At 71.4% G+C, this 20,397-nt stretch carries 19 protein-coding genes and 2 pseudogenes; 11 read left to right on the forward strand and 10 right to left on the reverse strand.

The window, feature by feature from the left end; translation table 11 throughout:
* The first annotated feature begins 56 nt into the window (after nucleotides 1-56).
* Nucleotides 57-272 carry a dodecin gene (locus tag ABZT02_RS17180; RefSeq protein WP_037902226.1) on the forward strand — a complete coding sequence of 72 codons (216 nt, stop codon included), beginning with the start codon at nucleotides 57-59 and terminating at the stop codon, nucleotides 270-272.
* Between the two features lie 63 nt (nucleotides 273-335).
* On the opposite strand, the gene ABZT02_RS17185 is transcribed toward ABZT02_RS17180, so the two are convergent.
* On the reverse strand, nucleotides 336-824 hold the full coding sequence (locus tag ABZT02_RS17185) for a hypothetical protein (protein ID WP_356018678.1): 489 nt from the start codon (nucleotides 822-824) through the stop codon (nucleotides 336-338).
* 85 nt (nucleotides 825-909) lie between these two features.
* Here ABZT02_RS17185 and ABZT02_RS17190 point away from each other — a divergent pair, with 85 nt between their 5' ends.
* The 5 genes and pseudogenes from ABZT02_RS17190 to ABZT02_RS17210 all read left to right on the forward strand — a co-directional run.
* Nucleotides 910-2,115: a right-handed parallel beta-helix repeat-containing protein gene (locus ABZT02_RS17190; protein WP_356018679.1), complete on the forward strand. Its 1,206-nt coding sequence runs from the start codon at nucleotides 910-912 to the stop codon at nucleotides 2,113-2,115.
* A gap of 55 nt (nucleotides 2,116-2,170) precedes the next feature.
* Nucleotides 2,171-2,581 carry a (2Fe-2S) ferredoxin domain-containing protein gene (locus ABZT02_RS17195; protein WP_356018680.1) on the forward strand — a complete coding sequence of 137 codons (411 nt, stop codon included), beginning with the start codon at nucleotides 2,171-2,173 and terminating at the stop codon, nucleotides 2,579-2,581.
* A gap of 72 nt (nucleotides 2,582-2,653) precedes the next feature.
* Nucleotides 2,654-2,824, forward strand: coding sequence for a 50S ribosomal protein L32 (gene rpmF / locus ABZT02_RS17200; protein WP_356018682.1), 171 nt, complete (start codon nucleotides 2,654-2,656; stop codon nucleotides 2,822-2,824).
* A 7-nt stretch (nucleotides 2,825-2,831) separates the two neighbouring features.
* Nucleotides 2,832-2,924, forward strand: a pseudogene (locus ABZT02_RS17205) (GTP-binding protein); the annotation flags it as partial.
* 3 nt (nucleotides 2,925-2,927) lie between these two features.
* Nucleotides 2,928-3,371: pseudogene (locus tag ABZT02_RS17210) on the forward strand (GTP-binding protein); the annotation flags it as partial.
* Here the strand turns inward: ABZT02_RS17210 and ABZT02_RS17215 are convergent.
* A complete protein-coding gene (locus tag ABZT02_RS17215; protein ID WP_356018683.1) occupies nucleotides 3,353-4,024 on the reverse strand; it encodes a nucleotidyltransferase domain-containing protein in 672 nt (223 codons plus the stop codon). The pseudogene ABZT02_RS17210 and the gene ABZT02_RS17215 sit on opposite strands and share 19 nt — an antisense overlap.
* 84 nt (nucleotides 4,025-4,108) lie before the next feature.
* On the opposite strand from ABZT02_RS17215, the gene ABZT02_RS17220 reads away from it, so the two are divergent.
* Nucleotides 4,109-5,107, forward strand: a complete 999-nt coding sequence (locus ABZT02_RS17220) for an LLM class flavin-dependent oxidoreductase (protein ID WP_356018684.1) — start codon at nucleotides 4,109-4,111, stop codon at nucleotides 5,105-5,107.
* A 10-nt stretch (nucleotides 5,108-5,117) separates the two neighbouring features.
* Complete coding sequence (locus tag ABZT02_RS17225) at nucleotides 5,118-7,466, forward strand: excinuclease ABC subunit UvrA (protein WP_356018685.1); 2,349 nt, start codon at nucleotides 5,118-5,120, stop codon at nucleotides 7,464-7,466.
* Nucleotides 7,467-7,963: 497 nt separating this feature from the next.
* Here ABZT02_RS17225 and ABZT02_RS17230 read toward each other — a convergent pair whose 3' ends face one another.
* The 5 genes from ABZT02_RS17230 to ABZT02_RS17250 form a co-directional block, all read right to left on the reverse strand.
* Nucleotides 7,964-8,824 carry a lysophospholipid acyltransferase family protein gene (locus tag ABZT02_RS17230; protein ID WP_356018686.1) on the reverse strand — a complete coding sequence of 287 codons (861 nt, stop codon included), beginning with the start codon at nucleotides 8,822-8,824 and terminating at the stop codon, nucleotides 7,964-7,966.
* Complete coding sequence (locus tag ABZT02_RS17235; RefSeq protein ID WP_356018688.1) at nucleotides 8,824-9,594, reverse strand: GNAT family N-acyltransferase; 771 nt, start codon at nucleotides 9,592-9,594, stop codon at nucleotides 8,824-8,826. The genes ABZT02_RS17230 and ABZT02_RS17235 overlap by 1 nt, the downstream gene beginning before the upstream one ends.
* A gap of 270 nt (nucleotides 9,595-9,864) precedes the next feature.
* A complete protein-coding gene (locus tag ABZT02_RS17240) occupies nucleotides 9,865-10,614 on the reverse strand; it encodes a succinate dehydrogenase/fumarate reductase iron-sulfur subunit (RefSeq protein ID WP_356018689.1) in 750 nt (249 codons plus the stop codon).
* Nucleotides 10,611-12,557 carry a fumarate reductase/succinate dehydrogenase flavoprotein subunit gene (locus ABZT02_RS17245; protein WP_356018690.1) on the reverse strand — a complete coding sequence of 649 codons (1,947 nt, stop codon included), beginning with the start codon at nucleotides 12,555-12,557 and terminating at the stop codon, nucleotides 10,611-10,613. The genes ABZT02_RS17240 and ABZT02_RS17245 overlap by 4 nt, the downstream gene beginning before the upstream one ends.
* Nucleotides 12,558-12,559: 2 nt before the next feature.
* Nucleotides 12,560-13,225: a succinate dehydrogenase gene (locus tag ABZT02_RS17250; RefSeq protein ID WP_356018691.1), complete on the reverse strand. Its 666-nt coding sequence runs from the start codon at nucleotides 13,223-13,225 to the stop codon at nucleotides 12,560-12,562.
* Nucleotides 13,226-13,345: 120 nt separating this feature from the next.
* Between ABZT02_RS17250 and ABZT02_RS17255 the strand changes: the two genes are divergently transcribed.
* A complete protein-coding gene (locus ABZT02_RS17255) occupies nucleotides 13,346-14,233 on the forward strand; it encodes a LysR substrate-binding domain-containing protein (protein WP_356018692.1) in 888 nt (295 codons plus the stop codon).
* Between the two features lie 217 nt (nucleotides 14,234-14,450).
* On the opposite strand, the gene ABZT02_RS17260 is transcribed toward ABZT02_RS17255, so the two are convergent.
* From ABZT02_RS17260 to ABZT02_RS17270, 3 genes are all read right to left on the reverse strand, one after another.
* On the reverse strand, nucleotides 14,451-16,595 hold the full coding sequence (locus ABZT02_RS17260; RefSeq protein WP_356018694.1) for an EAL domain-containing protein: 2,145 nt from the start codon (nucleotides 16,593-16,595) through the stop codon (nucleotides 14,451-14,453).
* Complete coding sequence (locus ABZT02_RS17265) at nucleotides 16,592-17,413, reverse strand: SAM-dependent methyltransferase (RefSeq protein WP_356018695.1); 822 nt, start codon at nucleotides 17,411-17,413, stop codon at nucleotides 16,592-16,594. The genes ABZT02_RS17260 and ABZT02_RS17265 overlap by 4 nt, the downstream gene beginning before the upstream one ends.
* A gap of 284 nt (nucleotides 17,414-17,697) precedes the next feature.
* Nucleotides 17,698-18,666 (reverse strand): SCO0930 family lipoprotein, encoded by a 969-nt coding sequence (locus ABZT02_RS17270; protein WP_356018697.1) that lies wholly within the window; start codon nucleotides 18,664-18,666, stop codon nucleotides 17,698-17,700.
* Between the two features lie 786 nt (nucleotides 18,667-19,452).
* Here ABZT02_RS17270 and ABZT02_RS17275 point away from each other — a divergent pair.
* Entirely contained in the window at nucleotides 19,453-19,584 is a 132-nt protein-coding gene (locus tag ABZT02_RS17275; protein ID WP_356018698.1) for a hypothetical protein, read from the forward strand.
* 21 nt (nucleotides 19,585-19,605) lie between these two features.
* Nucleotides 19,606-20,370: a DUF4239 domain-containing protein gene (locus ABZT02_RS17280; protein ID WP_356018699.1), complete on the forward strand. Its 765-nt coding sequence runs from the start codon at nucleotides 19,606-19,608 to the stop codon at nucleotides 20,368-20,370.
* Nucleotides 20,371-20,397 lie beyond the last annotated feature (27 nt).

Genomic DNA, 20,397 nt, shown 5'->3' on the forward strand with positions numbered 1-20,397 from the left:
CTCGATGAACCGCCGGACCACTCGCGCTCCGCCGCCGCCTGGGGCACGGTGGAACCATGACGAACCACACCTACCGGGTGACCGAGATCGTCGGCACCTCGCCGGACGGCGTCGACCAGGCGATCCGCAACGGCATCTCCCGTGCCTCGCAGACCCTCCGCAATCTCGACTGGTTCGAGGTGACCCAGGTGCGGGGCCAGATCGAGGACGGACAGATCCTGCACTGGCAGGTGGGACTGAAGGTCGGCTTCCGCCTGGACGAGTCCGACTGACGGCCCGCCGAACGGACGAGTCCGACCGACGGCCCGCCGCGGCGGCTGAAGGCCCTCAGCCGCTCACGTCCGCCCCTCCCGCTCCTGCGCCACCTCCAGCGTCGCGGAAGGGGCGGTCCAGTGCGCCCGTACGACAGCGAATCCGGCCCGTCGAGCGTCCTCGCAGACCAGCTCGTCGTCGTCCACCAGGACCCGGATCTCCCGGGTGCGGGCGAGCTGCTTCAGGATCTCCAGTTTGGTGCGCCGGGCGGGCCGCCGGTCGTCGTTGCGCCGCATGTACACGCGCCCCTCGGGGAGCTCCTGCGCGGTGAGCCACGCGAGCGTGTCGCGTCGGCAGCGCTCGGGCCGTCCGGTGAGGTAGACGATCTCGCACTCCCCGGCGCTCTCCAGCACCAGCGCGATGCCTTCCGGGATGGGCGGGTCCTCGGGCGCGGCCGCGAAGAAGCCGTCCCAGTCGCGCGGCCTGCCCTCCAGGAACCGCTGCCGGTGGGCCGTGTCGGCCAGGGTGTTGTCCAGGTCGAACACGGCGAGCGGGCGCTTGTAGTCGGTCACCTCACCCACCCTAGACCCGGCAACCTTCCCGCCCCGGGTGACCACTGCCTGCCGACAGAGCAGTCGGGCCGAGGCGGGAGACCCCATGCGCGTGAACAGGACCATCTGGACGGCGGCGGCGGTGAGCGCGGTCCTGATGACGGCGTTGCCGGCGACCGAGGCATCCGCGGCGCCGACGACCCTGATCGTGGCGACGAACGGGAACGACACCGCCCCGGGCACCCTCGACCGCCCGCTGCGCACCGTCCAGCGGGCCGTGGACCTGGCGAAACCCGGCGACACCATCGCCGTGCGCGCGGGGACGTACGCCCTCACTGACAACATCACCATCGCCGCCTCGGGCACCGCGTCCCAGCCCATCACCCTCGGCGCCTACCAGGGTGAGCGGGTCGTGATCGACGGCGAGCAGCTGGCCGCGAGCCACACCCCGGTGGGCGGCAGCATCCCGCGGGCCGAGCGCGGGGCGATCCACCAGGAGGCCTCCTACTGGCGGATCTCCGACCTGGAGATCGTCAACGGGCCGTACGGGGTGTACTGCGACGGCTGCAAGGGCAACGTCTTCGCCCGCCTCAAGACCCACGACAACTACGAGTCGGGCTTCCAGCTCCAGGGCGCCTCCAGCGACAACCAGATCCTGGACCTGGACAGTTACGCCAACCGTGACCCGCGCAAGAACGGCGAGAGCGCGGACGGCCTCGCCATCAAGGAGGGTGCGGGCTCCGGCAACGTCGTCCGGGGCGCCCGGCTGTGGAACAACGTCGACGACGGCTTCGACGACTGGAAGTTCACCTCGCCGGTCGTCATCGAGGACACGATCGCGTACGGCAACGGCTTCAACCGCTGGAACTTCCCCGACTTCGCGGGCGACGGCAACGGCTTCAAGCTCGGCGGCGGCAGTCCGGCACCGGCGGTGGCGCACACCCTGCGCAACTCCGTCGCCTTCAAGAACGCGGCGCACGGCGTCACGGACAACGGCAACACCGGCGCCCTCACTCTGACCCGCGACACGACGTGGGCCAACGGTGGCACCGGCTTCGACGCCGACGTCGCGGGCGGCACGGCCCGGCTGACCGCGAACCTGTCCGTCGCCGACACCAAGGCGGCCGCACTGGGCTCGGCGACCGTCTCCAGCGGCAACTCCTGGAATCTGGGCGGTACTTGGAACGCTTCGTCGGCGCTGAGCACGGACCCGGCGGCCGTGACCGGGGCGCGGGCGGCCGACGGTTCGCCGCCGTCGGCTCCGTCCTTCCTGGTGCCTCGGAGCGGGGCGGCCGTCGGAGCGCGCTTCTAGCCCCAGGGGTACCCCGCCCGCGCTCCGTGATCAGTGCAGGCCGCATGCTTCTCCCATGCCTCCGACGCCCCGTACGTTTTTGACCGGCTCCGGCTCCTGCACCCTCGTCGTGTGCCGGGGCTGCTGCTGCGGCGACGCCCGCAAACACCCCGGCACCGACCACGCCTGGCAGTTGGAGCTGCTGCGGGCCGGAGCGGCGGAGCACGGCTTCCAGGTCCGTACGACCGACTGCCTGGGCCCCTGCGACCAGGCGAACGTCATCGTCGTGCGGCCCTCGGCGGCCGGGCGCCGGGCGGGTGCCAAGGCCGCGTGGATCGGGTTCGTCATGGACGACGACGGCACCGAGGAGGTCGTGCGGTGGGCGGCGGCGGGCGGACCGGGGGTGGCCGAGCCGCCGCCGACGCTGGAGCTGCAGTTCATCGAGCCGCCGAGGGAGGCCCGGGTGCGGTCCCGGCGCCGCCGCTGATTGTTAATGGGATCCATTTTCATGTAGCGTCCTCGGTGCTCACCCACCGAGGCCACCGAAGAGGATCCCGCCATGGCTGTCCCCAAGCGGAAGATGTCCCGCAGCAACACCCGCCACCGCCGCTCGCAGTGGAAGGCCACCCCCGCCCAGCTGGTGCCGGTCACGATCGACGGCGTCGCGCATCTCGTCCCGCAGCACCTGGTCAAGGCGTACGAGCGCCGTCTGCTGCGCCCCGAGGGCTGAGGACCGGATGCCGTACGACCGCCTCCTGCCCGTCACGGTTCTCTCCGGCTTCCTCGGAGCGGGAAAGACGACACTCCTCAACCATGTCCTCACCAACCGGGCGGGGCTCCACGTGCCCGAGACCGAGGAGTACGGCGTCTCCTCCACCGTCTTCCGCTCCGAACTCCCCTTCCATGCGGGGCGGTTGTGGGACTTCGTCACCGAGGGCCTGGACAGCGGAGCGTACGGACGGGTCCTGCGCTCGAAGGGTTTCTTCGCGCTCGCCGACCGCCCGCAGGTGACCGGGCTGTGGTCACAGGCCGGTTCGGTGGCCCGGTTCGAGCCGTCGGCCGCGCGGGACGCCGAGGCGCCGTACGCGCAGGAACTCGTCTTCATCGGTACGCAGTTGCGGCCGGATGCTCTGCACCAGGCTCTCGCGGCCTGTCTCATGGCCCCGGGCGAGGACCGCCCGCTCGTGGACCCCTTCCCCGCCTGCAAGACCTACGGAGTCGACGACATCTGCGACCACGAGCCCACGGAAACCCACGCTCACGCGGCCGTGTCGTAGAACTCCGCGCGGACCCGGCGCAGCCACGCCTCGGCCGGTGCCTCGTCGGGCTGGTCCGGCAGCACACTGCGGGTCTCGGCGAACGCGGTCTCGTAGTGGGCGAGCAGCGACCGGGCCGAGGCCGGGTCGGCGGCGACGGCGTCCCCGAAGCGGTGGTAGTCCTCGGGGCCCTCGATCCGCACCGCGAGCCGTCCCGTTGTGTACAGCTCCAGGCCCTGGTGGCAGAGCCGCTTCAGGTGCCGGGCGTGCTTGGCGGTGCGGTGGTCGCCGTCGCGGCTCTCCAGTTTCCGGAACTGCTGGGCGGCGTACCCGAGATAGGCGTCCCGGACCCGCCGGGCGCTCAGGAACGACCCGCGGATGCCGATGAGTTCGTCGCCCAGCGGGGTGCGCACCTCGTACAGCTCGTCCGGCAGCCACACCAGCTCCATGACGGTCGGATTGCCGCCCAGGGCGAGCCGGCACCACTTCGCCGCCTCGTGGAGAGTGCGGTCCGGTGCCGTGGTGACGTGGGACTCCTTCGGCGTGCGCAGGCCGAGCAGGGTCTCGGTGGGCGCGGCGAACATGCCGAGCCGGTCCACGTCGGAGCCCTCGCGGGCGAGTCCGTACGCGGTCGAGCCGACGATGCCGGAGAGCAGGATGTTCTGGACGGTCACGCGGTCCATTGTGCTGACCTGCGGCGATCGCGGTCATCCGGTTTTCCGGGGGAATACCGCCTTCGGTCACGCGTTGAACCCTGTGTGAGTTCCCTGATGGCCGCCACCCGCTTCTCCGTCCTCGACCGCTCCCGCACCCGCGAGGGCGGCACGAACGCGCAGGCACTCCAGGACACCGTCCGGCTGGCGCGGGAGCTGGAAGGGCTCGGCTACCACCGGTTCTGGGTCTCCGAGCACCACGGCGTGCCGGGGGTCGCGGGCTCCGCGCCGACCGTGCTGGCAGCCGCCGTCGCCTCCGCCACGGACACGATCCGGGTCGGCACCGGTGGCGTGATGCTGCCGAACCACCAACCTCTTGTCGTCGCGGAGCAGTTCGGGGTGCTGGAGTCCCTCTTCCCCGGCCGGATCGACATGGGTCTGGGACGCTCGGTCGGCTTCACCGACGGGGTGCGCAGGGCGCTGGGCCGCGGCAAGGACGACGCCGACGACTTCGCCGGACAGCTGGAGGAGCTGCTGGCCTGGTTCCGCGGCACCTCCCCGACGGGCGTGCACGCCCGCCCGGCCGAGGGCCTGACCGTGCCGGCCTTCGTGCTGGCCATGGGCGAGGGCGCCGCGATCGCGGCCCGCGCGGGCCTGCCGATGGTCATCGGCGACCTCAGGAACCGAGAGAAGATGCAACGCGGCATCGACCACTACCGCGCCCACTTCCGCCCCTCCCCCTGGGCGTCCGAGCCGTACGTCGTCATCTCGGGCACCATCGCGGTCGCCGCCACGCCCGAGGAGGCCCGCCGCCTGCTGATCCCGGAGGCCTGGTCGATGGCGTACTCCCGGACCCACGGCACCTTCCCGCCCCTGCCACCCGCCGAGCGCGTCGAGACGCTCCCGATGACGGCCAAGGAACGGGGCTTCTACGAAGCCGGGCTCGCCGGCCACATCGCGGGCACCGAGGAGCAGGTCGCCCACGAGCTGGAGACGGTCCTGAAGGAGACGGGGGCGCAGGAGGTCCTGGTCACGACCAGCACGTACGACCGCGAGGCCCTGCTGGAGTCCTACCGGCGGCTGGCGACGATCACCTCCGGTTAGAGTCGTTCTCATGCACGACCCGAACGGCTCCCACGACCCTTACGTCCGCGTCCGCGGTGCCCGTGAGCACAATCTCAAGGGTGTCGATGTCGATGTCCCACGGGATGTGCTGGCCGTGTTCACGGGAGTGTCCGGGTCGGGGAAGTCGTCGCTGGCGTTCGGGACGATCTACGCGGAGGCTCAGCGGCGGTACTTCGAGTCGGTGGCCCCGTACGCGCGCCGGCTGATCCACCAGGTGGGGGCGCCGAAGGTCGGGGAGATCACCGGGCTGCCGCCCGCGGTCTCCCTCGAACAGCGGCGGTCGGCGCCGACGTCCCGCTCGTCCGTGGGGACGGTCACCAATCTCTCGAACTCGCTGCGCATGCTGTTCTCCCGGGCCGGTGACTATCCGCCGGGCGCCGAACGGCTCGACTCCGACTCCTTCTCCCCCAATACGGCGGTCGGCGCCTGCCCGGAGTGCCATGGCCTCGGCCGCGTCCACCGTACGACCGAGCAGTCGCTGGTGCCCGACCCGTCGCTGTCGATCCGGGAGGGCGCGATCGCCGCATGGCCCGGCGCCTGGCAGGGCAAGAACCTGCGGGACATCCTCGACGCGCTCGGCTACGACGTGGACCGGCCGTGGCGTGAACTGCCCGCCGACCAGCGGGAGTGGATCCTGTTCACCGACGAACAGCCGGTGGTCACGGTGCACCCGGTGCGCGACGCGGACCGTATCCAACGCCCGTACCAGGGCACGTACATGAGTGCCCGCCGCTATGTCCTGAAGACGTTCGCGGACTCCAAGAGCCAGACGCTCCGGGCGAAGGCCGAGCGGTTCCTGGTCTCGGCCCCGTGCCCGGTCTGCGGCGGCAGCAGGCTGCGTCCGGAGGCGATGGCCGTCACCTTCGCGGGCCGCACGATCGCCGACCTCGCGGCACTGCCGCTGACCGAGCTGGCCGCTCTGCTGGTCGGCCGGGACGAGACCGCGCGCTTCCTCACCGACGACCTCAAGTCCCGTATCGCACCCGTCGTCGAGCTCGGCCTCGGCTATCTGAGCCTGGACCGCGCAACCCCCACCCTGTCCGCGGGCGAACTCCAACGACTGCGCCTCGCGACCCAGTTGCGGTCCGGGCTGTTCGGAGTGGTGTACGTCCTCGACGAACCCTCCGCAGGACTCCACCCGGCGGACACCGAGGCCCTGCTCACCGTGCTGGCACGGTTGAAGGCGGCCGGCAACTCGGTGTTCGTGGTGGAGCATCACCTGGACGTCATGCGGGGCGCGGACTGGCTGGTGGACGTCGGACCGCTGGCGGGTGAGCACGGCGGGCGGGTGCTGCACAGCGGCCCGGTGGCCGGCCTCGCGGCGGTCGAGGAGTCCGCCACCGCCCGGTACCTGTTCGACCTCTCCCCCGCGGTGCGGCGTGAAGTGCGGTCGCCTCGCGGCCTGTTGAAGGTGGGTCCGGTCACCCGGCACAACCTGCGCGGAGTGACGGCCGAGTTCCCGCTCGGTGTGTTCACCGCGGTGACCGGGGTGTCGGGCTCCGGCAAGTCCACACTGGTCGGCCAGATCACGGAGGAGTCGGAGGGGGTGGGCCGTCTGGTCTCGGTCGACCAGAAGCCGATCGGTCGCACCCCCCGTTCCAACTTGGCGACCTACACGGGCCTGTTCGACGTCGTGCGCAAGGTCTTCGCCACAACCGACGAGGCGCGTGAACGCGGCTACGGCGTCGGCCGGTTCTCCTTCAACGTGGCGGGAGGACGCTGCGAGACCTGCCAGGGCGAGGGGTTCGTGAGCGTCGAGCTGCTCTTCCTGCCGAGTACCTACGCCCCCTGCCCGGACTGCGGCGGGGCCCGGTACAACCCCGCGACGCTCGAAGTGACGTACCGGGGACGGAACATCGCCGAAGTCCTCGACCTGACGGTGGAGTCGGCGGCGGACTTCTTCGCGGACACCCCGCTCGTGGCCCGCAGTCTCGCCACCCTCCTCGACGTCGGCCTCGGCTACCTCCGCCTGGGCCAGCCCGCCACCGAACTCTCCGGCGGCGAGGCGCAGCGCATCAAGCTCGCGAACGAACTCCAGCGCGTCCGCGGCGCCCACACCCTGTACCTCCTCGACGAACCCACCACCGGTCTCCACCCGGCCGACGTCGAGGTCCTCATGCGCCAACTGCACGGTCTCGTCGACGCCGGGCACACGGTGATCGTCGTCGAACACGACATGTCGGTCGTGGCGGGCGCGGACTGGGTGATCGACCTGGGGCCGGGCGGCGGGGACGCGGGCGGCCGGATCGTGGCGGCGGGAGTCCCGGGCGAGGTGGCCGCGGTGGCGGGTAGCGCTACGGCGCCCTATCTGGCACGGGCACTGAGCACGGACACGTGACTCCGTCGTCCCGACGGTGATCCTGCGATACAGGGTTGCGGCGCGACTCGGAGCTGGGACGGAAGACAGCGGCGCGCCGCGGACACGTTACTCCGCGAGCGCCGGCACAGCGCCCGGCGACGGACTGCCGGGAGACGCGGCCGAGGCGGGAGACTGCGACGTCACGACGCCCTGCATGGCCGGATGCACACCTGACCGGGGCCGCCACGTCGCCCCCGGCACGGGAACCGGCGACAGGACTCCGGGATGACGCGGCCGAGTCCGACATGGCGCCCCGCCTGCTGCGGACGCAGGACGCGGACGCCTGACCCCGGCCCCGGCCCCGGCCCCGGCGCTACGAGACCCGGCCACCCGGCACGGGAATCGGCGACAGAGGTGCGGGAAGACGCGGCCGAGTCCGAGGACAGTGCTGCACGGCGCCTGGCACGGACGCCTGTCCCCGGCCCCCGGCGCTACGAAGCCCGGCGCCTCGGCGCGCGGTGCCGTCGCTCAGCGGATCAGAGGCGATCGGTCTCCGTCGGCGGCGCGGAACTCGGTGCCGTGGCCAACCGGGCGTCAGCCCCCGCGTGCTCCCCCGTCCGCCCGTGGCACGCGCGCAACTGTGCCGCGCGGGCCAGCGAGCGGCGGTCGGGGTGGCTGTCCGGGGTGACCGGGGACGGGACCTCCACCTCGGCCAGCAACCCCCGTGCCGACACCACCCGCCACACCGAGGTGAGCAGCGAGTCGTCGCCGATGAAGGCGGGGGCGGTGCTGGACCCGCCGTCGACGAGCCGGTAGCGCAGGCTCACCGGCTGGACGGGCACCCCGGCGTCCAGGGCCGCCTGGAACACCGCGCGCCGGAAGTGACCCTGGGCGCGGCCGCACCAGGTGCTGCCCTCGGGGAAGACGGCCACCGCGGCGCCCCCGCGCAGCGCTGCGGCGATGCGGGCGACCGTGTCCGGGAGGACACGCAGCCGGTCGCGCTCGATGAACAGCGCGCCGCTGCGGGCCGTCAGCCAACCCGCCACGGGCCACCGGCGGATCTCGGATTTGGCGAGCATCCGGGCAGGGCGTACGGCGGCCAGCAGCGGGATGTCCAGCCAGGAGATGTGGTTGGCGACCAGGAGCACACCGCCCGCGGGTGCGTTGGTGCCGGACATGCGGACCCGGACCCCCGAGGCCCGCACCACCGCCCGGCACCACCACCTGACCGCGCCGGCCGGAATCCACCGGCCGGCCGGCAGCAGGGCGATCCCGGCGAGCAGGACCGCCGTGACCGCGAGGAGCCGCAGCACGGCGCGGGGTACGGCCGTGGCGGACCCCGTCCGCTCCAGGCACGACCCCGGGGTGCAGGGCGCGCTGGGCAGCCAGACGCTCATCAGGCCGGGACGAGCGAGAGGAAGTGCCGAAGATACCGGGCGTTGACCCGGCGCATCGACAGGAGCACGTACATGTCGGCGACCCCGAAGTCCGGGTCGTGGGCGGGCTGTCCGCACACCCAGGCGCCGAGGCGGAGGTAACCGCGCAGCAGCGGGGGGAGTTCGGTGTGGGCGGCGGGCGTGCCCTCCGCGGGCTCCCAGGGCAGCAGGGGCCGTACCCGGAACTCCTCGGGGGCCAGGTACTTGGTGCGCACCCGGTCCCAGGTGCCGGCCGCGAGCGCGCCGCCGTCGGCGAGCGGGATGGAGCAGCAGCCCGCCAGCCAGTCGTGGCCGCGGTCCACCATGTAGCGGGCGATCCCGGCCCAGATGAGGCCGATCACAGCCCCGTCGCGGTGGTCGGGGTGCACGCAGGAGCGGCCGACCTCGACGAGTCCCGGGCGGATCGCGTCGAGCGGCGTGAGGTCGAACTCGCCCTCGGAGTACAGGCGTCCGGCCACCGCGGCGCGCTCCGGGGGCAGCAGCCGGTAGGTGCCGACGACCTGGCCGGTGACGGTGTCACGGACGAGCAGGTGGTCGCAGTGGGCGTCGAAGCCGTCGACGTCGAGGCCGGGTTCCGGGGTGGGCAGGAGGGCGCCCATCTCCCCGGCGAACACGTCGTGCCGCAGCCGCTGCGCGGCCCGTACGTCGGCCTCGTCGCGGGCCAGGGTCACGGTGTAGCGGGTGGGGGCGACGCTCTGCGCGGGTCGGTCGAGGGTGGAAACGCCGGTCATGGCACTCTCCAGGTCACAGGCGGAGGCGGCGAGCGGTGCCGCTGTCCCTGTTCTCCCGACGCCGGTTGGCGTGTACGTGACGGGTTCCGAGAGCCCGGATGTGCGGTGGTTGAACGGCTCGGGCAAGGTGTCCGGGGCCTCCGACTCCGTCGACCGGCCGGTGTCCCGGCGGTGACCGGGGGGAGGCGACCGCTTCTGGACACCCTGGCGGGGCCGGACCTGAGCACCACGTCCGGCCCCACCCGTCCGCACCTTGTCGGCGAACGTCTCTCAGCGCCTGGCGACCTTCCGGGTCGCCCGCAGCCACTCCTTGTTCATGCTGGTGATGGAGACCAGCGGGATCCCCTTGGGACAGGCGGTCGCGCACTCGCCGGCCAGCGTGCAGCCGCCGAAGCCCTCCTCGTCCATCTGCTCCACCATGTCGAGGACCCTGGTCTCCCGCTCCGGTGCCCCCTGTGGCAGCACGTTCAGATGGTTGACCTTGGCCGAGGTGAACAGCATCGCCGCCCCATTGGGACACGCGGCGACACACGCCCCGCACCCGATGCACTCGGCGTGCTCGAAGGCGGAGTCGGCGTCAGGCTTGGGCACCGGCGTGGCATGTGCCTCCGGAGCCGACCCGGTGGGCGCCGTGATGTATCCCCCGGCCTGGATGATCCGGTCGAGGGCCGACCGGTCCACGACCAGGTCCTTGATCACCGGGAACGCGGACGCCCGCCACGGCTCCACGTCGATGGTGTCGCCGTCCGAGAAGGACCGCATGTGCAACTGGCAGGTGGTCGTGCGCTCCGGTCCGTGCGCGTCGCCGTTGATGACCAGCGAGCACGCGCCGCAGATGCCCTCACGGCAGTCGTGGTCGAAGGCCACCGGATCCTCACCGCGCAGAATGAGCTCCTCGTTGAGGGTGTCCAGCATCTCCAGGAAGGACATGTCGGACGAGATGCCGTCCACCTCGTACGTGGACATGGCGCCGTCGGCGTCGGCGTTCTTCTGCCGCCAGACGCGCAGGGTGAGCTTCATGCGTAGCTCCGCTGAGTGGGGTGGACGTACTCGAAGACCAGGTCTTCCTTGTGCAGGACGGGTGCCTCGCCGGTACCGGTGAACTCCCAGGCCGCCGCGTAGGCGAACTCCTCGTCCCTGCGGGCGGCTTCGCCGTCGGGCGTCTGGGACTCCTCGCGGAAGTGGCCGCCGCAGGACTCGGCGCGGTGCAGCGCGTCGAGGCACATCAGCTCGGCGAGCTCCAGGTAGTCGACGACGCGGTTCGCCTTCTCCAGCGACTGGTTGAACTCCGCGCCGGTGCCGGGGACCTTGATGCGCCGCCAGAACTCCTCGCGGATCTGCGGAATGCGCTCCAGTGCCTTGCGCAGACCGGAGTCGGTGCGCGCCATCCCGCAGAACTCCCACATGAGTTCACCGACCTCGCGGTGGAAGGAGTCCGGCGTGCGGTCGCCGTCGACGGCGAGGAGCAGGTTGATCCGGTCCTCGGTCTCCGCCAACACCTCCTGCACCGCGGGGTGTTGGTCGGTCACCGGGTCCTGGTGGGGGTTGCGGGCGAGGTAGTCGTTGATGGTGGCCGGCAGCACGAAGTAGCCGTCGGCGAGGCCCTGCATCAGCGCGGAGGCGCCGAGGCGGTTCGCGCCGTGGTCGGAGAAGTTGGCCTCGCCGATCGCGAACAGGCCGGGGATGGTGGTCTGGAGGTCGTAGTCGACCCACAGTCCGCCCATCGTGTAGTGCACGGCGGGGTAGATCCGCATCGGTACCTCGTACGGATCCTCGTCGGTGATCCGCTGGTACATGTCGAAGAGGTTGCCGTACTTCGCCTCGACGGCCTTGCGTCCCATCCGCTCGATGGCGTCGGCGAAGTCGAGGTAGACGCCCTGTCCGCCCGGTCCCACTCCCCTGCCCTCGTCGCAGACGTTCTTCGCGGCGCGGGAGGCGATGTCGCGTGGGACGAGGTTGCCGAAGGAGGGGTAGATGCGCTCCAGGTAGTAGTCGCGCTCGTCCTCGGGGATCCTGTTCGGCGGCCGGGTGTCGCCCTTGGCCTTCGGTACCCAGATCCGGCCGTCGTTGCGCAGCGACTCGCTCATCAAAGTCAGCTTGGACTGGTGGTCGCCGGTGCGCGGGATGCAGGTCGGATGGATCTGGGTGAAGCAGGGGTTGGCGAAGAGGGCGCCGCGGCGATGGGCCCGCCAGACGGCCGTCGCGTTGGAGTTCATGGCGTTCGTCGACAGGTAGAAGACGTTGCCGTAGCCACCGGAGGCCAGCACCACGGCGTCCGCGAAGTAGGTGTCGATGCGCCCGGTGACCAGGTCCCGGGCCACGATCCCGCGCGCCCGTCCGTCCACGACGATCAGGTCGAGCATCTCGGTACGCGGATGCATCTCGATGTTCCCGGCGGCGATCTGCCTGCTGAGGGCCTGATAGGCGCCGAGCAGCAGCTGCTGGCCCGTCTGGCCGCGGGCGTAGAAGGTCCGGGAGACCTGCACACCGCCGAAGGAGCGGGTGTCGAGGAGACCGCCGTACTCCCGCGCGAACGGCACGCCCTGCGCCACGCACTGGTCGATGATCTCGACCGAGATCTGCGCCAGGCGGTGCACGTTGGACTCGCGCGCCCTGAAGTCGCCGCCCTTGACGGTGTCGTAGAACAGCCGGTGGATCGAGTCGCCGTCGTTGCGGTAGTTCTTGGCCGCGTTGATGCCGCCCTGCGCGGCGATGGAGTGGGCGCGGCGCGGGGAGTCCTGGTAGCAGAACTGGACGACGTGGTAGCCCTGTTCGGCGAGCGTGGCGCCCGCCGAGCCGCCCGCGAGACCTGTGCCCACCACGATCACCGTGTGCTTGCGCCGGTTGGCGGGGTTGACCAGCTTGGCCTCGAAACGGCGTGTGTCCCACCGCTCGTTGATGGGCCCGGAAGGAGCCTTGCCGTCGGTCAGCGGCGCGCCGGTCGGGTAGTCGACGTAGGTCATGTTCAGCTCACCACTCCGGTCATGACACCCACGGGTACGGCGATGAAGCCGGCCGTGAGCAGCAGTGCGAGGACGTTCGCGACGGTCTTGAGGGCGCGGTCGCGGGTGCCGACGCCGAGGGTCTGCGCGGCGCTCCAGAAGCCGTGCCGGACGTGCAGGCCGAGGGCGAGCATCGCGACGATGTAGATGACGTTGCCGTACCAGGTGGAGAAGGTGTCCACGACGTTCTGGTACGGGTGGCCCTCCTGGAAGCCGCCGGAGTGCACGGTGCCGGTCGTCAGGTCGAGGAGGTGCCACACGATGAACAGGCCGAGGATGATCCCGCCCCAGCGCATGGTGCGGGTCGCGTAGCTCGCCCGGGGCCTCCTGTGGACGTACTTGCTGGGCCGCGCCCGGATGTCGCGGCGGCTGAGCTGGTACGCCGAGGTGGCGTGTGCGACGACGGCGAGCACCAGCACGATCCGGATGAGCCACAGCGTCCACTCGTAGTGCATGAACGGTTCGCCGACCGTGCGCAGCCAGTGCGCGTAGTGGTTGAACTCGCCCGCTCCGAAGAAGATCTTCAGGTTGCCGATCATGTGGACGACCAGGTACAGCAGCATGATCAGTCCGCTGACGGCCATCACGGTCTTCTTGCCGACGGAGCTGTCCCACACGGTGCGTGCCATGGACGGCCGTCGGTCCGTCCGCGTTGCCAGAGCCATGGGTCAAGACGCTAGAGCTGAAGGACCCGATCGGTCCAAGACATGGTCCGGCTCGATTCCATAGGGAACAGCTATCGTAGGGGGGTGCAGTTCCAGCAGCTCCAGTACTTCGTGGCGGTCGCCGAGACCCGGCACTTCACCCGCGCCGCCGACCTCGTCCATGTCGCGCAGCCGTCCCTGTCCCAGCAGATCAAGGCGCTGGAGCGGGAGCTCGGGGCCGATCTCTTCCTGCGGGCGCGCGGCAACATCACCCTCACCGACGCGGGCGAGGCCCTGCTGCCGCTGGCCCGCCGCATCCTGGCGGACGCGGACACGGCCCGGCACGAGGTGCAGGAGCTGGTGCAGCTGCGCAGCGGCCGGGTCCGGCTCGGCGCGACCCCGAGCCTGTGCACCGGCCTGCTGCCGGACGTGCTGCGCGCTTTCCACGACCGCTATCCCGGCATCCGGCTGATGATCGAGGAGGGCGGCTCCCACGATCTCGTACGCGAACTCGCACGCGGTGCTCTCGACCTGGCCCTGGTGGTGCTCCCGCTGCCGTCGCCGTCCCCGGCGCTGACGACGGTGGAGCTGTTGCGCGAGGACCTGGTCGTCGTCTCCTCGCCGGAGTCGCCCGCACCCGGTGGCCCGGGCCGCCGTACCGTGCGCATCGCCGACCTGGAGAGCGAGCCGCTGGTGATGTTCCGGCACGGCTACGACCTGCGCGAACTGACGGTGGCCGCGTGCCGTGCCGAGGGCTTCGAGCCGGACTTCGCGGTGGAGGGCGGGGAGATGGACGCGGTCCTCGGCTTCGTCCGGGCGGGCCTGGGCGTGGCCGTCGTACCGCGCATGGTCGCCACGCGCTCCGGGCGGGGGCTGCGGGTCACCCCGCTCGCCCGGCCCGGCCTGCACCGGACGATCGCGCTGGCCCACCGCAGCGATGTGGCTCCGCCGCGGGCGGCACGGGAGTTGCAGCGGATGCTCCTGGAGCGCTGAGCGGTCGCACCGTGAGGTCTTTCCGCACGGGGCGGCGGATCTCGTGGTGGGCGCGGCGCCGATGGTGCCGGCCGGGTGCGCGGGCGCCTGCACGTCCGGCGGATGGCTGAGCGCCGGGCCACCGGAAGGCGACGGCGGATCAGTCCCTCCGCAGGCGGCGGCGCGCCCACCGCACCAGCACCTCCGACCAGGCCGACGCCGCCGCCCGTACGCCCGCTCAGCCCGTCGCGTCCACCAGTGCCAGCTGGTGCAGCCGCTCCGGTGGGCCCGGACGGGCGTAGTACCAGCCCTGGGCCGTGTCGCAGCCCAGTATCCGCAACTGTTCGGCCTGGGCCCCGGTTTCGACCCCCTCGACCGTCACCGCCAGGTTCAGGCCGTGCGCGAGCGAGACGATCCCCTCGACGATCTTGAGGTCGACGGGATCGGCGGGGAACTGCTGCATGCTCTGGGTGAAGGAGCGGTCCAGCTTGAGGACGCTGACCGGGAGACGGCGCAGGTTCGCCAGGTTCGAGTACCCGGTGCCGAAGTCGTCCAGGGCGATGTCGACGCCCATCTCGGCGAGTCGGCGCAGCGGCTTGAGCAGATCGTCGTCGGCGCCGATGAGGGCCGACTCCGTGACTTCGAGGCAGAGCGCGTCCGGGTCGACGCCGGTGCGCTCCAGGATGTCCACCGTGTCCTGGACCAGGCCGGGATGGGTGAGCTGGCAGGGCGAGAGGTTGACGTTGATGCGGAGCGGGCCGCCCGCCGCGTCCTCGCCGTACCGTTCTCGCCACTCACGGGCCTGGCGCACCGACTGCTCCAGGACCCAGCGGCCGAGGGGCACGATCAGCCCGGTGTGCTCGGCGAGCGGGATGAACCGGTCGGGGCCGAGGACGCCGTGCTGCGGGTGCAGCCAGCGCACCAGCGCCTCGGCGCCTCGCACGCTGCCGTCGCCGAGGTGCACCAGCGGCTGGTACTCGATGAAGAACTCACCGCGCTCCAGGGCCGCGGGAAGCTGCGTGGTCAGCCCGTGCCGGGTGATGGCGCGGGCGTCGGCCTCCGGATCGGCCAGCTCGAAGCGGTTGCCGCCCGCCGACTTGGCCCGGTACATCGTGATGTCGGCGCTGCGCAGCACCTCCGCGGGGCCCCGCTCCCCCGCCGGGCCCTCGACGATGCCGATGCTGCCGCGCACGGTCAGCTCCCGGCCGTCGATACGGACCGGGGCGAGCAACACGTTCATGATGCGTGCCGCGAGGTCGTCGACCTCGCTCTCGGTGTCCGGGCCGGTGGTCAGCGCCACGAACTCGTCACCGCCGAGGCGGGCGACCATCTCACCCGGCGCGGTCGCGCAGGACTGGAGCCGGTCGGCGACCTCGACGAGCAGCCGGTCGCCGGCCGCGTGGCCGAGGCTGTCGTTGATGGTCTTGAAGCCGTCCAGGTCGAGGTAGCACAGGCCGAACCGCTGGCCCTCGCCGGCGCTGAGCGCCTTCTCCAGGCGTTCGAAGAACAGGGTGCGGTTGGGCAGCCCGGTGAGGGCGTCGTGCGTGGCCTCGTAGCGCAGCCGGAGGTTGAGCAGCCGGCGCTCGGTGGTGTCCTCCATGAGGGCCAGCTGGTACTGCGGGACGCCGTCGGCGTCGCGCAGCAGGGAGACCGTCAGGTTGGTCCACAGGACCGTTCCGTCCGGGCGGTAGAAGGCCTTTTCGAGGTGGTAGTGCTCGCGCTCGCCGCGGACGAGTTCGTCGTAGAGCGTCCAGGTCTGCGGGGCGTCCTCGGGGTGGGTCCACTCCTGGACCCTGCGGCCGCGCATCGTCTGGTCGGTGATGCCGAACATGCGCAGCAGCGCGCCGTTGACCTGGAGGATGTTGCCGTCCAGGTCGGCGATGCCGATCCCTATGGCCGCGCCCTCGAACACGGCACGGAACCGTGCCTCGGTCGCGTGCAGCGCCTGCGCCACCACGCCCTGCGCCTCGAGGGCGGCCCGCGCGATGGCCTCCTGCTCGGCCAGCGTCCGCTCGCGCAGCGCCTGCGCGAACCCGGCGGCCATGGCGTGCTGGAGGCGGGCGGACCGGGACCGCAGGTCCTCGCGGTCGCCGTCGCCGCCGCAGTAGAGGACCAGATAGGCGTCGACGCAGTCCAGGGACCGGGTCAGTGCCTCCGGATCCGTGCAGTGCGCGTCGACGAGGGCGGCGCCGACCGCCCGGCCCTGGTCCGTGTCGACGGTCCTGGCCGCGAGTGCCTCGCTCAACCGGCGGGCCAGCGGCAGCAGTTGCTTCTCGAACTCAGGCCGGGTCGCGGACGTCGACGTCACCGGGAACACGGCCCGGCTCCAGATCGTCGCGAACCGGCGCAGTCTGTCCTCCGGCCCGTCCGGCTCGGCGATCACGCGGAACGCCCCACGCCGGCGAACCCCGTGAAGGCCCACGGATCCTCGTCGTCGGGGTCCCAGGTCGCCGAATCGGGCCGCCACCGCGGCGGCGACACCAGTCCCGGTTCCACCATGTCGTACCCCTCGAAGAACCGCGCGATCTCGTCGCGCGAGCGCATGATCAGCGGGTTGCGAATGTCCTTGTACACGTCCACCGCGCCTTCGGCCCGCTCCGGCGGAAGCGGCATGCCCTCGTACGAGGCGTGCGTGAGCACCAGAAGGCTGCCGGGCGCGAGCGCGTCGCGCAGCTCGGCCACCGCTTGGTACGGGTCGTCCGCGTCTTCCACGAAGTGCAGTATGGCAACGAGAAGCAGCGCCACCGGCCGGTTCAGGTCGATCAGGCCCTGGACCTCGGGGTTCGCAAGGATCTCCTGGGGCTTACGGAGGTCCGCCGCGACGACGCCCGCGTCCGGGTTGCCCTCCAGGACCGCCTGGCTGTGTGCGACGGCCACCGGGTCGTGGTCGACGTAGACGACACGGGCGCCGGGGCGGGCGCTCTGGGCCACCTCGTGGACGGGGCCGAAGGTCGGGATGCCGGAACCGATGTCCAGGAACTGGGTGATGCCCTCGTCCGCGGCGAACCGCACCGCCCGCCGCAGGAACGCCCGGTTCGCCTGCATGGTCTTCGGCAGCCCCGGCGCGAACTCCATGACCCTGCGGGCCGCCTCCCGGTCGGCCTCGAAGTTGTGCGAACCGCCCAGGTAGAAGTCGTAGATACGCGCGACGCTCGGCACCGAGATGTCGATGCTCCGCGGTGCCCAGGCGGGACGCTCCATGTATCTCTCCAAGGCGTAGGCGATCCGGTGTTCGAGCTGAGGCTACTGATCGCCCGCCAATGGAGCGAGCAGAAACGGAAATTGACCGTCCGTTCCCGGTCACTGCCTGCGGCACGTGCCGCTCGGAGCAGGCTGTGGATTTCCTACGCACCGTAGCCACCCCACTCCGGACGGTTCCCGAACGGGCGTCGAGTCGCGGTGAGTTGGGGGGAGTGACGCCAAAACCGGTCCGACCCCTCCGTGCGGCGCGGAGGGGTCGGACCGGTGGAGCGGTGAGGCCGGTGTCACTTGTCGGAGACGCCGACCATCTTTCCGTCGGGACGGACGGCGTACCAGGTGCCGCCGACGCCCTGGCCGTTGGTGTCGCCGGGCTGCTTGTCGGCCGCGAAGGTGTAGATGGGCGAGCAGTTGACCGTCTGCTGCGCGACGCCGTCGGAACGGGTGAAGCTCATCAGGCCCTTCTTCTGGACGCCCTTGGTGTCGTTCGACGACACGGGGGCGACGGCCGGCCACTTCTCCAGGCAGGCTCCGAGGCAGTTGGAGACGGGCTTGGGCCAGGCCTTGTCCTTGGCGAAGCGGTAGACCGTCATGCCGTTCTTGTCGACGACGATCTCGCCCAGCTTGGGGTCGTTGCGCGTGGACAGTCCGGGCAGGCTGGCGACCGAGGCCTTCTTGCCGTTGGGCGCCAGCGCGTACCACTTGCCGCCCACGCCCTGGCCGGTCAGATCGCCGGCCTTGGTGTCCTTGGCATAGCGGTAGGCCGGCCAGCCGCCGATGGTCAGCTGCTTGCTGCCGTCGGCCCGGGTCACCTCACCGAGCAGCGCCTTGTCGATGCCGGCACCGGCCGAGGCGTCGTCCGCGGGCACCGGCGGCCAGGCCGTCGCACAGTCGCCGTTGCAGTTCGACTTCGGCGGCTCGGCGGTGTCCTCGTCGAAGCGGTAGAGGCTGAGGCCGGTGGCGTCGGTCAGCACGTCCCCGAGCTCGGCGTTCGCGGAAACCTGCAACTTGCCGGCCGAGGCCGACTGGGCACCCAGGTTCCCCTGGCCGACCGCGGGCGAACTCACCGTGGGGCTGGGGCTGGTACCGGTTCCGACACCGGAGCCGACACCGCCGTAACCGCCCGCCGCAGCCGTGGCTCCGACGTTCTGGCTGCCCACGGACGAGGTGCCGCCTTCCTGGCCGCACGCCGTCGTCAGCGCCAGCACCGCCGCGGCGCTTGCCATGAGTGAGGCGCTCCGCCAGGAGGTCTTCATCGTCAACTCCCCAAAATCCAAAAGGGTGTTGCAGCGCCCTGCTGCGCCGCCGCACGACATTGGATACGCACCGGAGCAGGGGTTGTGTTCAACCGTCCCCCACATTTCTTTCCGGAAGCTGTGACCACACCCGCCTCAGACCGCACAGACGTACGCCTTATCGGACGGGCGAGCGCCCGGGATTCAAACATCGAGCGGCCTTTTATCCCTCCTTCGGAGCAATCTCTCCGCGCCCGCGCGTGTGGCGGCGCGGCAGGCCTCATGATCTCCGTCGTGCATCGACCCGAATCACCCCAATCCGGCACCGCCATACGTGCGTTGGCCCTGCTCGCCTTGGCGTGGGCGCTCATCGGCCCCACGGCCGGGGTGGCCGAGGCGGATGCCTGTGCCTACGCCTCGGTCGGCCCCGACGGTGCCGAGGTGGTGGCGGTCGCCGGGAGCCAGACGTGGCCCACTCCCCCGCCCTGCCCGAAACCCACCCCCACCCCCACTCCCACGCCGACGCCCACCCCGACCCCCACTCCCCCAGAGCCCCCTTGCACTCCGACGCCGTCTCCCGAACCCACGCCGAAGCCGCCGCCGACGCGAAAGCCGCCGAAGCCCAGGCCCACCCCGACGCCGGAGCCGCCGCCTCCCCCACCCCCGCCGCCCGCACCTGCACCACAGCCGGCGCCACCGCGGGCCCGCCCGACACCACCCCCCGCGCCCACCCCGACCCCGACTCCCACCCCGCCCCCGACACGGACGCCGCCGCCCAGGCCGGCCCCGGGCCCCTCCGCGCCTCCGGTGGCCTACCCGGCCTACCACCACGCGAAGGCGCCCGACCGGCCCAGGCACAGCACCACCTCGCCCGTGATCTACGTCCTGCTCATCACCGCGCCCGCGGTGGTCGCCGTGGCCGCCCTGCGGCCCCGCTAGTGCCGACCCTGGAGGCATCCCTTGCCGGAATGGCTTGTTCTCATCCTCGCGATGCTGGCCGCGTGCGCGGTGGTGGTCGCCATCACGCTCATCCGCCACAAGGCGGCACCCGTGGACGAGGATCCCAGCGAGACCCCGGACGTCATCGAGTACATGACGATGTGGATCGGGGTGGTGTACGCCATCGTGCTGGGTCTGGCCATCGCGGGCGTGTGGGAGGCCCGCAGCGCCGCCCAGGACCACGTCCAGACGGAGGCTCAGGCACTGCACGAGATCTCGGAGCGGGTCCAGGTCTATCCGTCCGACGTCCGTGACCGCATTCGGGCCGATGTCAACACCTATGTCGGACACGTCGTCACCACCGAGTGGAAGGAGATGGCCGACCACCGCCGGATGACCGAGCGAGGCACCGAGCTCCTCGACCGGCTCCGCACGGACGTCACCTCCTACGAGCCGAAGACCGACTTCGAGGCCCAGGCCTACCAGCCGCTCATCGACCAGGTGGCCGCGGTGGACCAGGCCCGCAACGCCCGGGCGGACTCGGTCGAGCCCACCATGCCCGGGGTGGTCTGGTTCGGTCTGCTGGGCGGCGGTGTCGTCACCATCGGCATGGTCTTCGCGCTGCAGATCCGGCGTACGGCACGCGAGCTGATCCTGGCGGGCCTGTTCTCCGCGCTGATCGCCTTCCTGCTCTTCCTGATCTGGGACTTCGACGCCCCTTACAGCCGGGGCATCACGGCGTCGGCGGAGCCGTTCCTCGCCCTCTTCCCGGGCATCGAGGGCTGACCGCTCTTCACCACGGATGCCGCCGGG

Origin of the sequence: Streptomyces sp. NPDC005402, from assembly GCF_040606575.1 — a bacterium.
Taxonomy (GTDB): domain Bacteria; phylum Actinomycetota; class Actinomycetes; order Streptomycetales; family Streptomycetaceae; genus Streptomyces.

Excerpts from the sequence above, each read along its gene's own strand:
- ABZT02_RS17180 (WP_037902226.1), top strand. The coding sequence starts at position 57 with ATGACGAACCACACCTACCGGGTGACCGAGATCGTCGGCACCTCGCCG.
- ABZT02_RS17190 (WP_356018679.1), top strand. The coding sequence starts at position 910 with ATGCGCGTGAACAGGACCATCTGGACGGCGGCGGCGGTGAGCGCGGTC.
- ABZT02_RS17195 (WP_356018680.1), top strand. The coding sequence starts at position 2,171 with ATGCCTCCGACGCCCCGTACGTTTTTGACCGGCTCCGGCTCCTGCACC.
- rpmF (WP_356018682.1), top strand. The coding sequence starts at position 2,654 with ATGGCTGTCCCCAAGCGGAAGATGTCCCGCAGCAACACCCGCCACCGC.
- ABZT02_RS17225 (WP_356018685.1), top strand. The coding sequence starts at position 5,118 with ATGCACGACCCGAACGGCTCCCACGACCCTTACGTCCGCGTCCGCGGT.
- ABZT02_RS17230 (WP_356018686.1), bottom strand. The coding sequence starts at position 8,824 with ATGAGCGTCTGGCTGCCCAGCGCGCCCTGCACCCCGGGGTCGTGCCTG.
- ABZT02_RS17235 (WP_356018688.1), bottom strand. The coding sequence starts at position 9,594 with ATGACCGGCGTTTCCACCCTCGACCGACCCGCGCAGAGCGTCGCCCCC.
- ABZT02_RS17240 (WP_356018689.1), bottom strand. The coding sequence starts at position 10,614 with ATGAAGCTCACCCTGCGCGTCTGGCGGCAGAAGAACGCCGACGCCGAC.
- ABZT02_RS17245 (WP_356018690.1), bottom strand. The coding sequence starts at position 12,557 with ATGACCTACGTCGACTACCCGACCGGCGCGCCGCTGACCGACGGCAAG.
- ABZT02_RS17250 (WP_356018691.1), bottom strand. The coding sequence starts at position 13,225 with ATGGCACGCACCGTGTGGGACAGCTCCGTCGGCAAGAAGACCGTGATG.
- ABZT02_RS17265 (WP_356018695.1), bottom strand. The coding sequence starts at position 17,413 with ATGGAGCGTCCCGCCTGGGCACCGCGGAGCATCGACATCTCGGTGCCG.
- ABZT02_RS17270 (WP_356018697.1), bottom strand. The coding sequence starts at position 18,666 with ATGAAGACCTCCTGGCGGAGCGCCTCACTCATGGCAAGCGCCGCGGCG.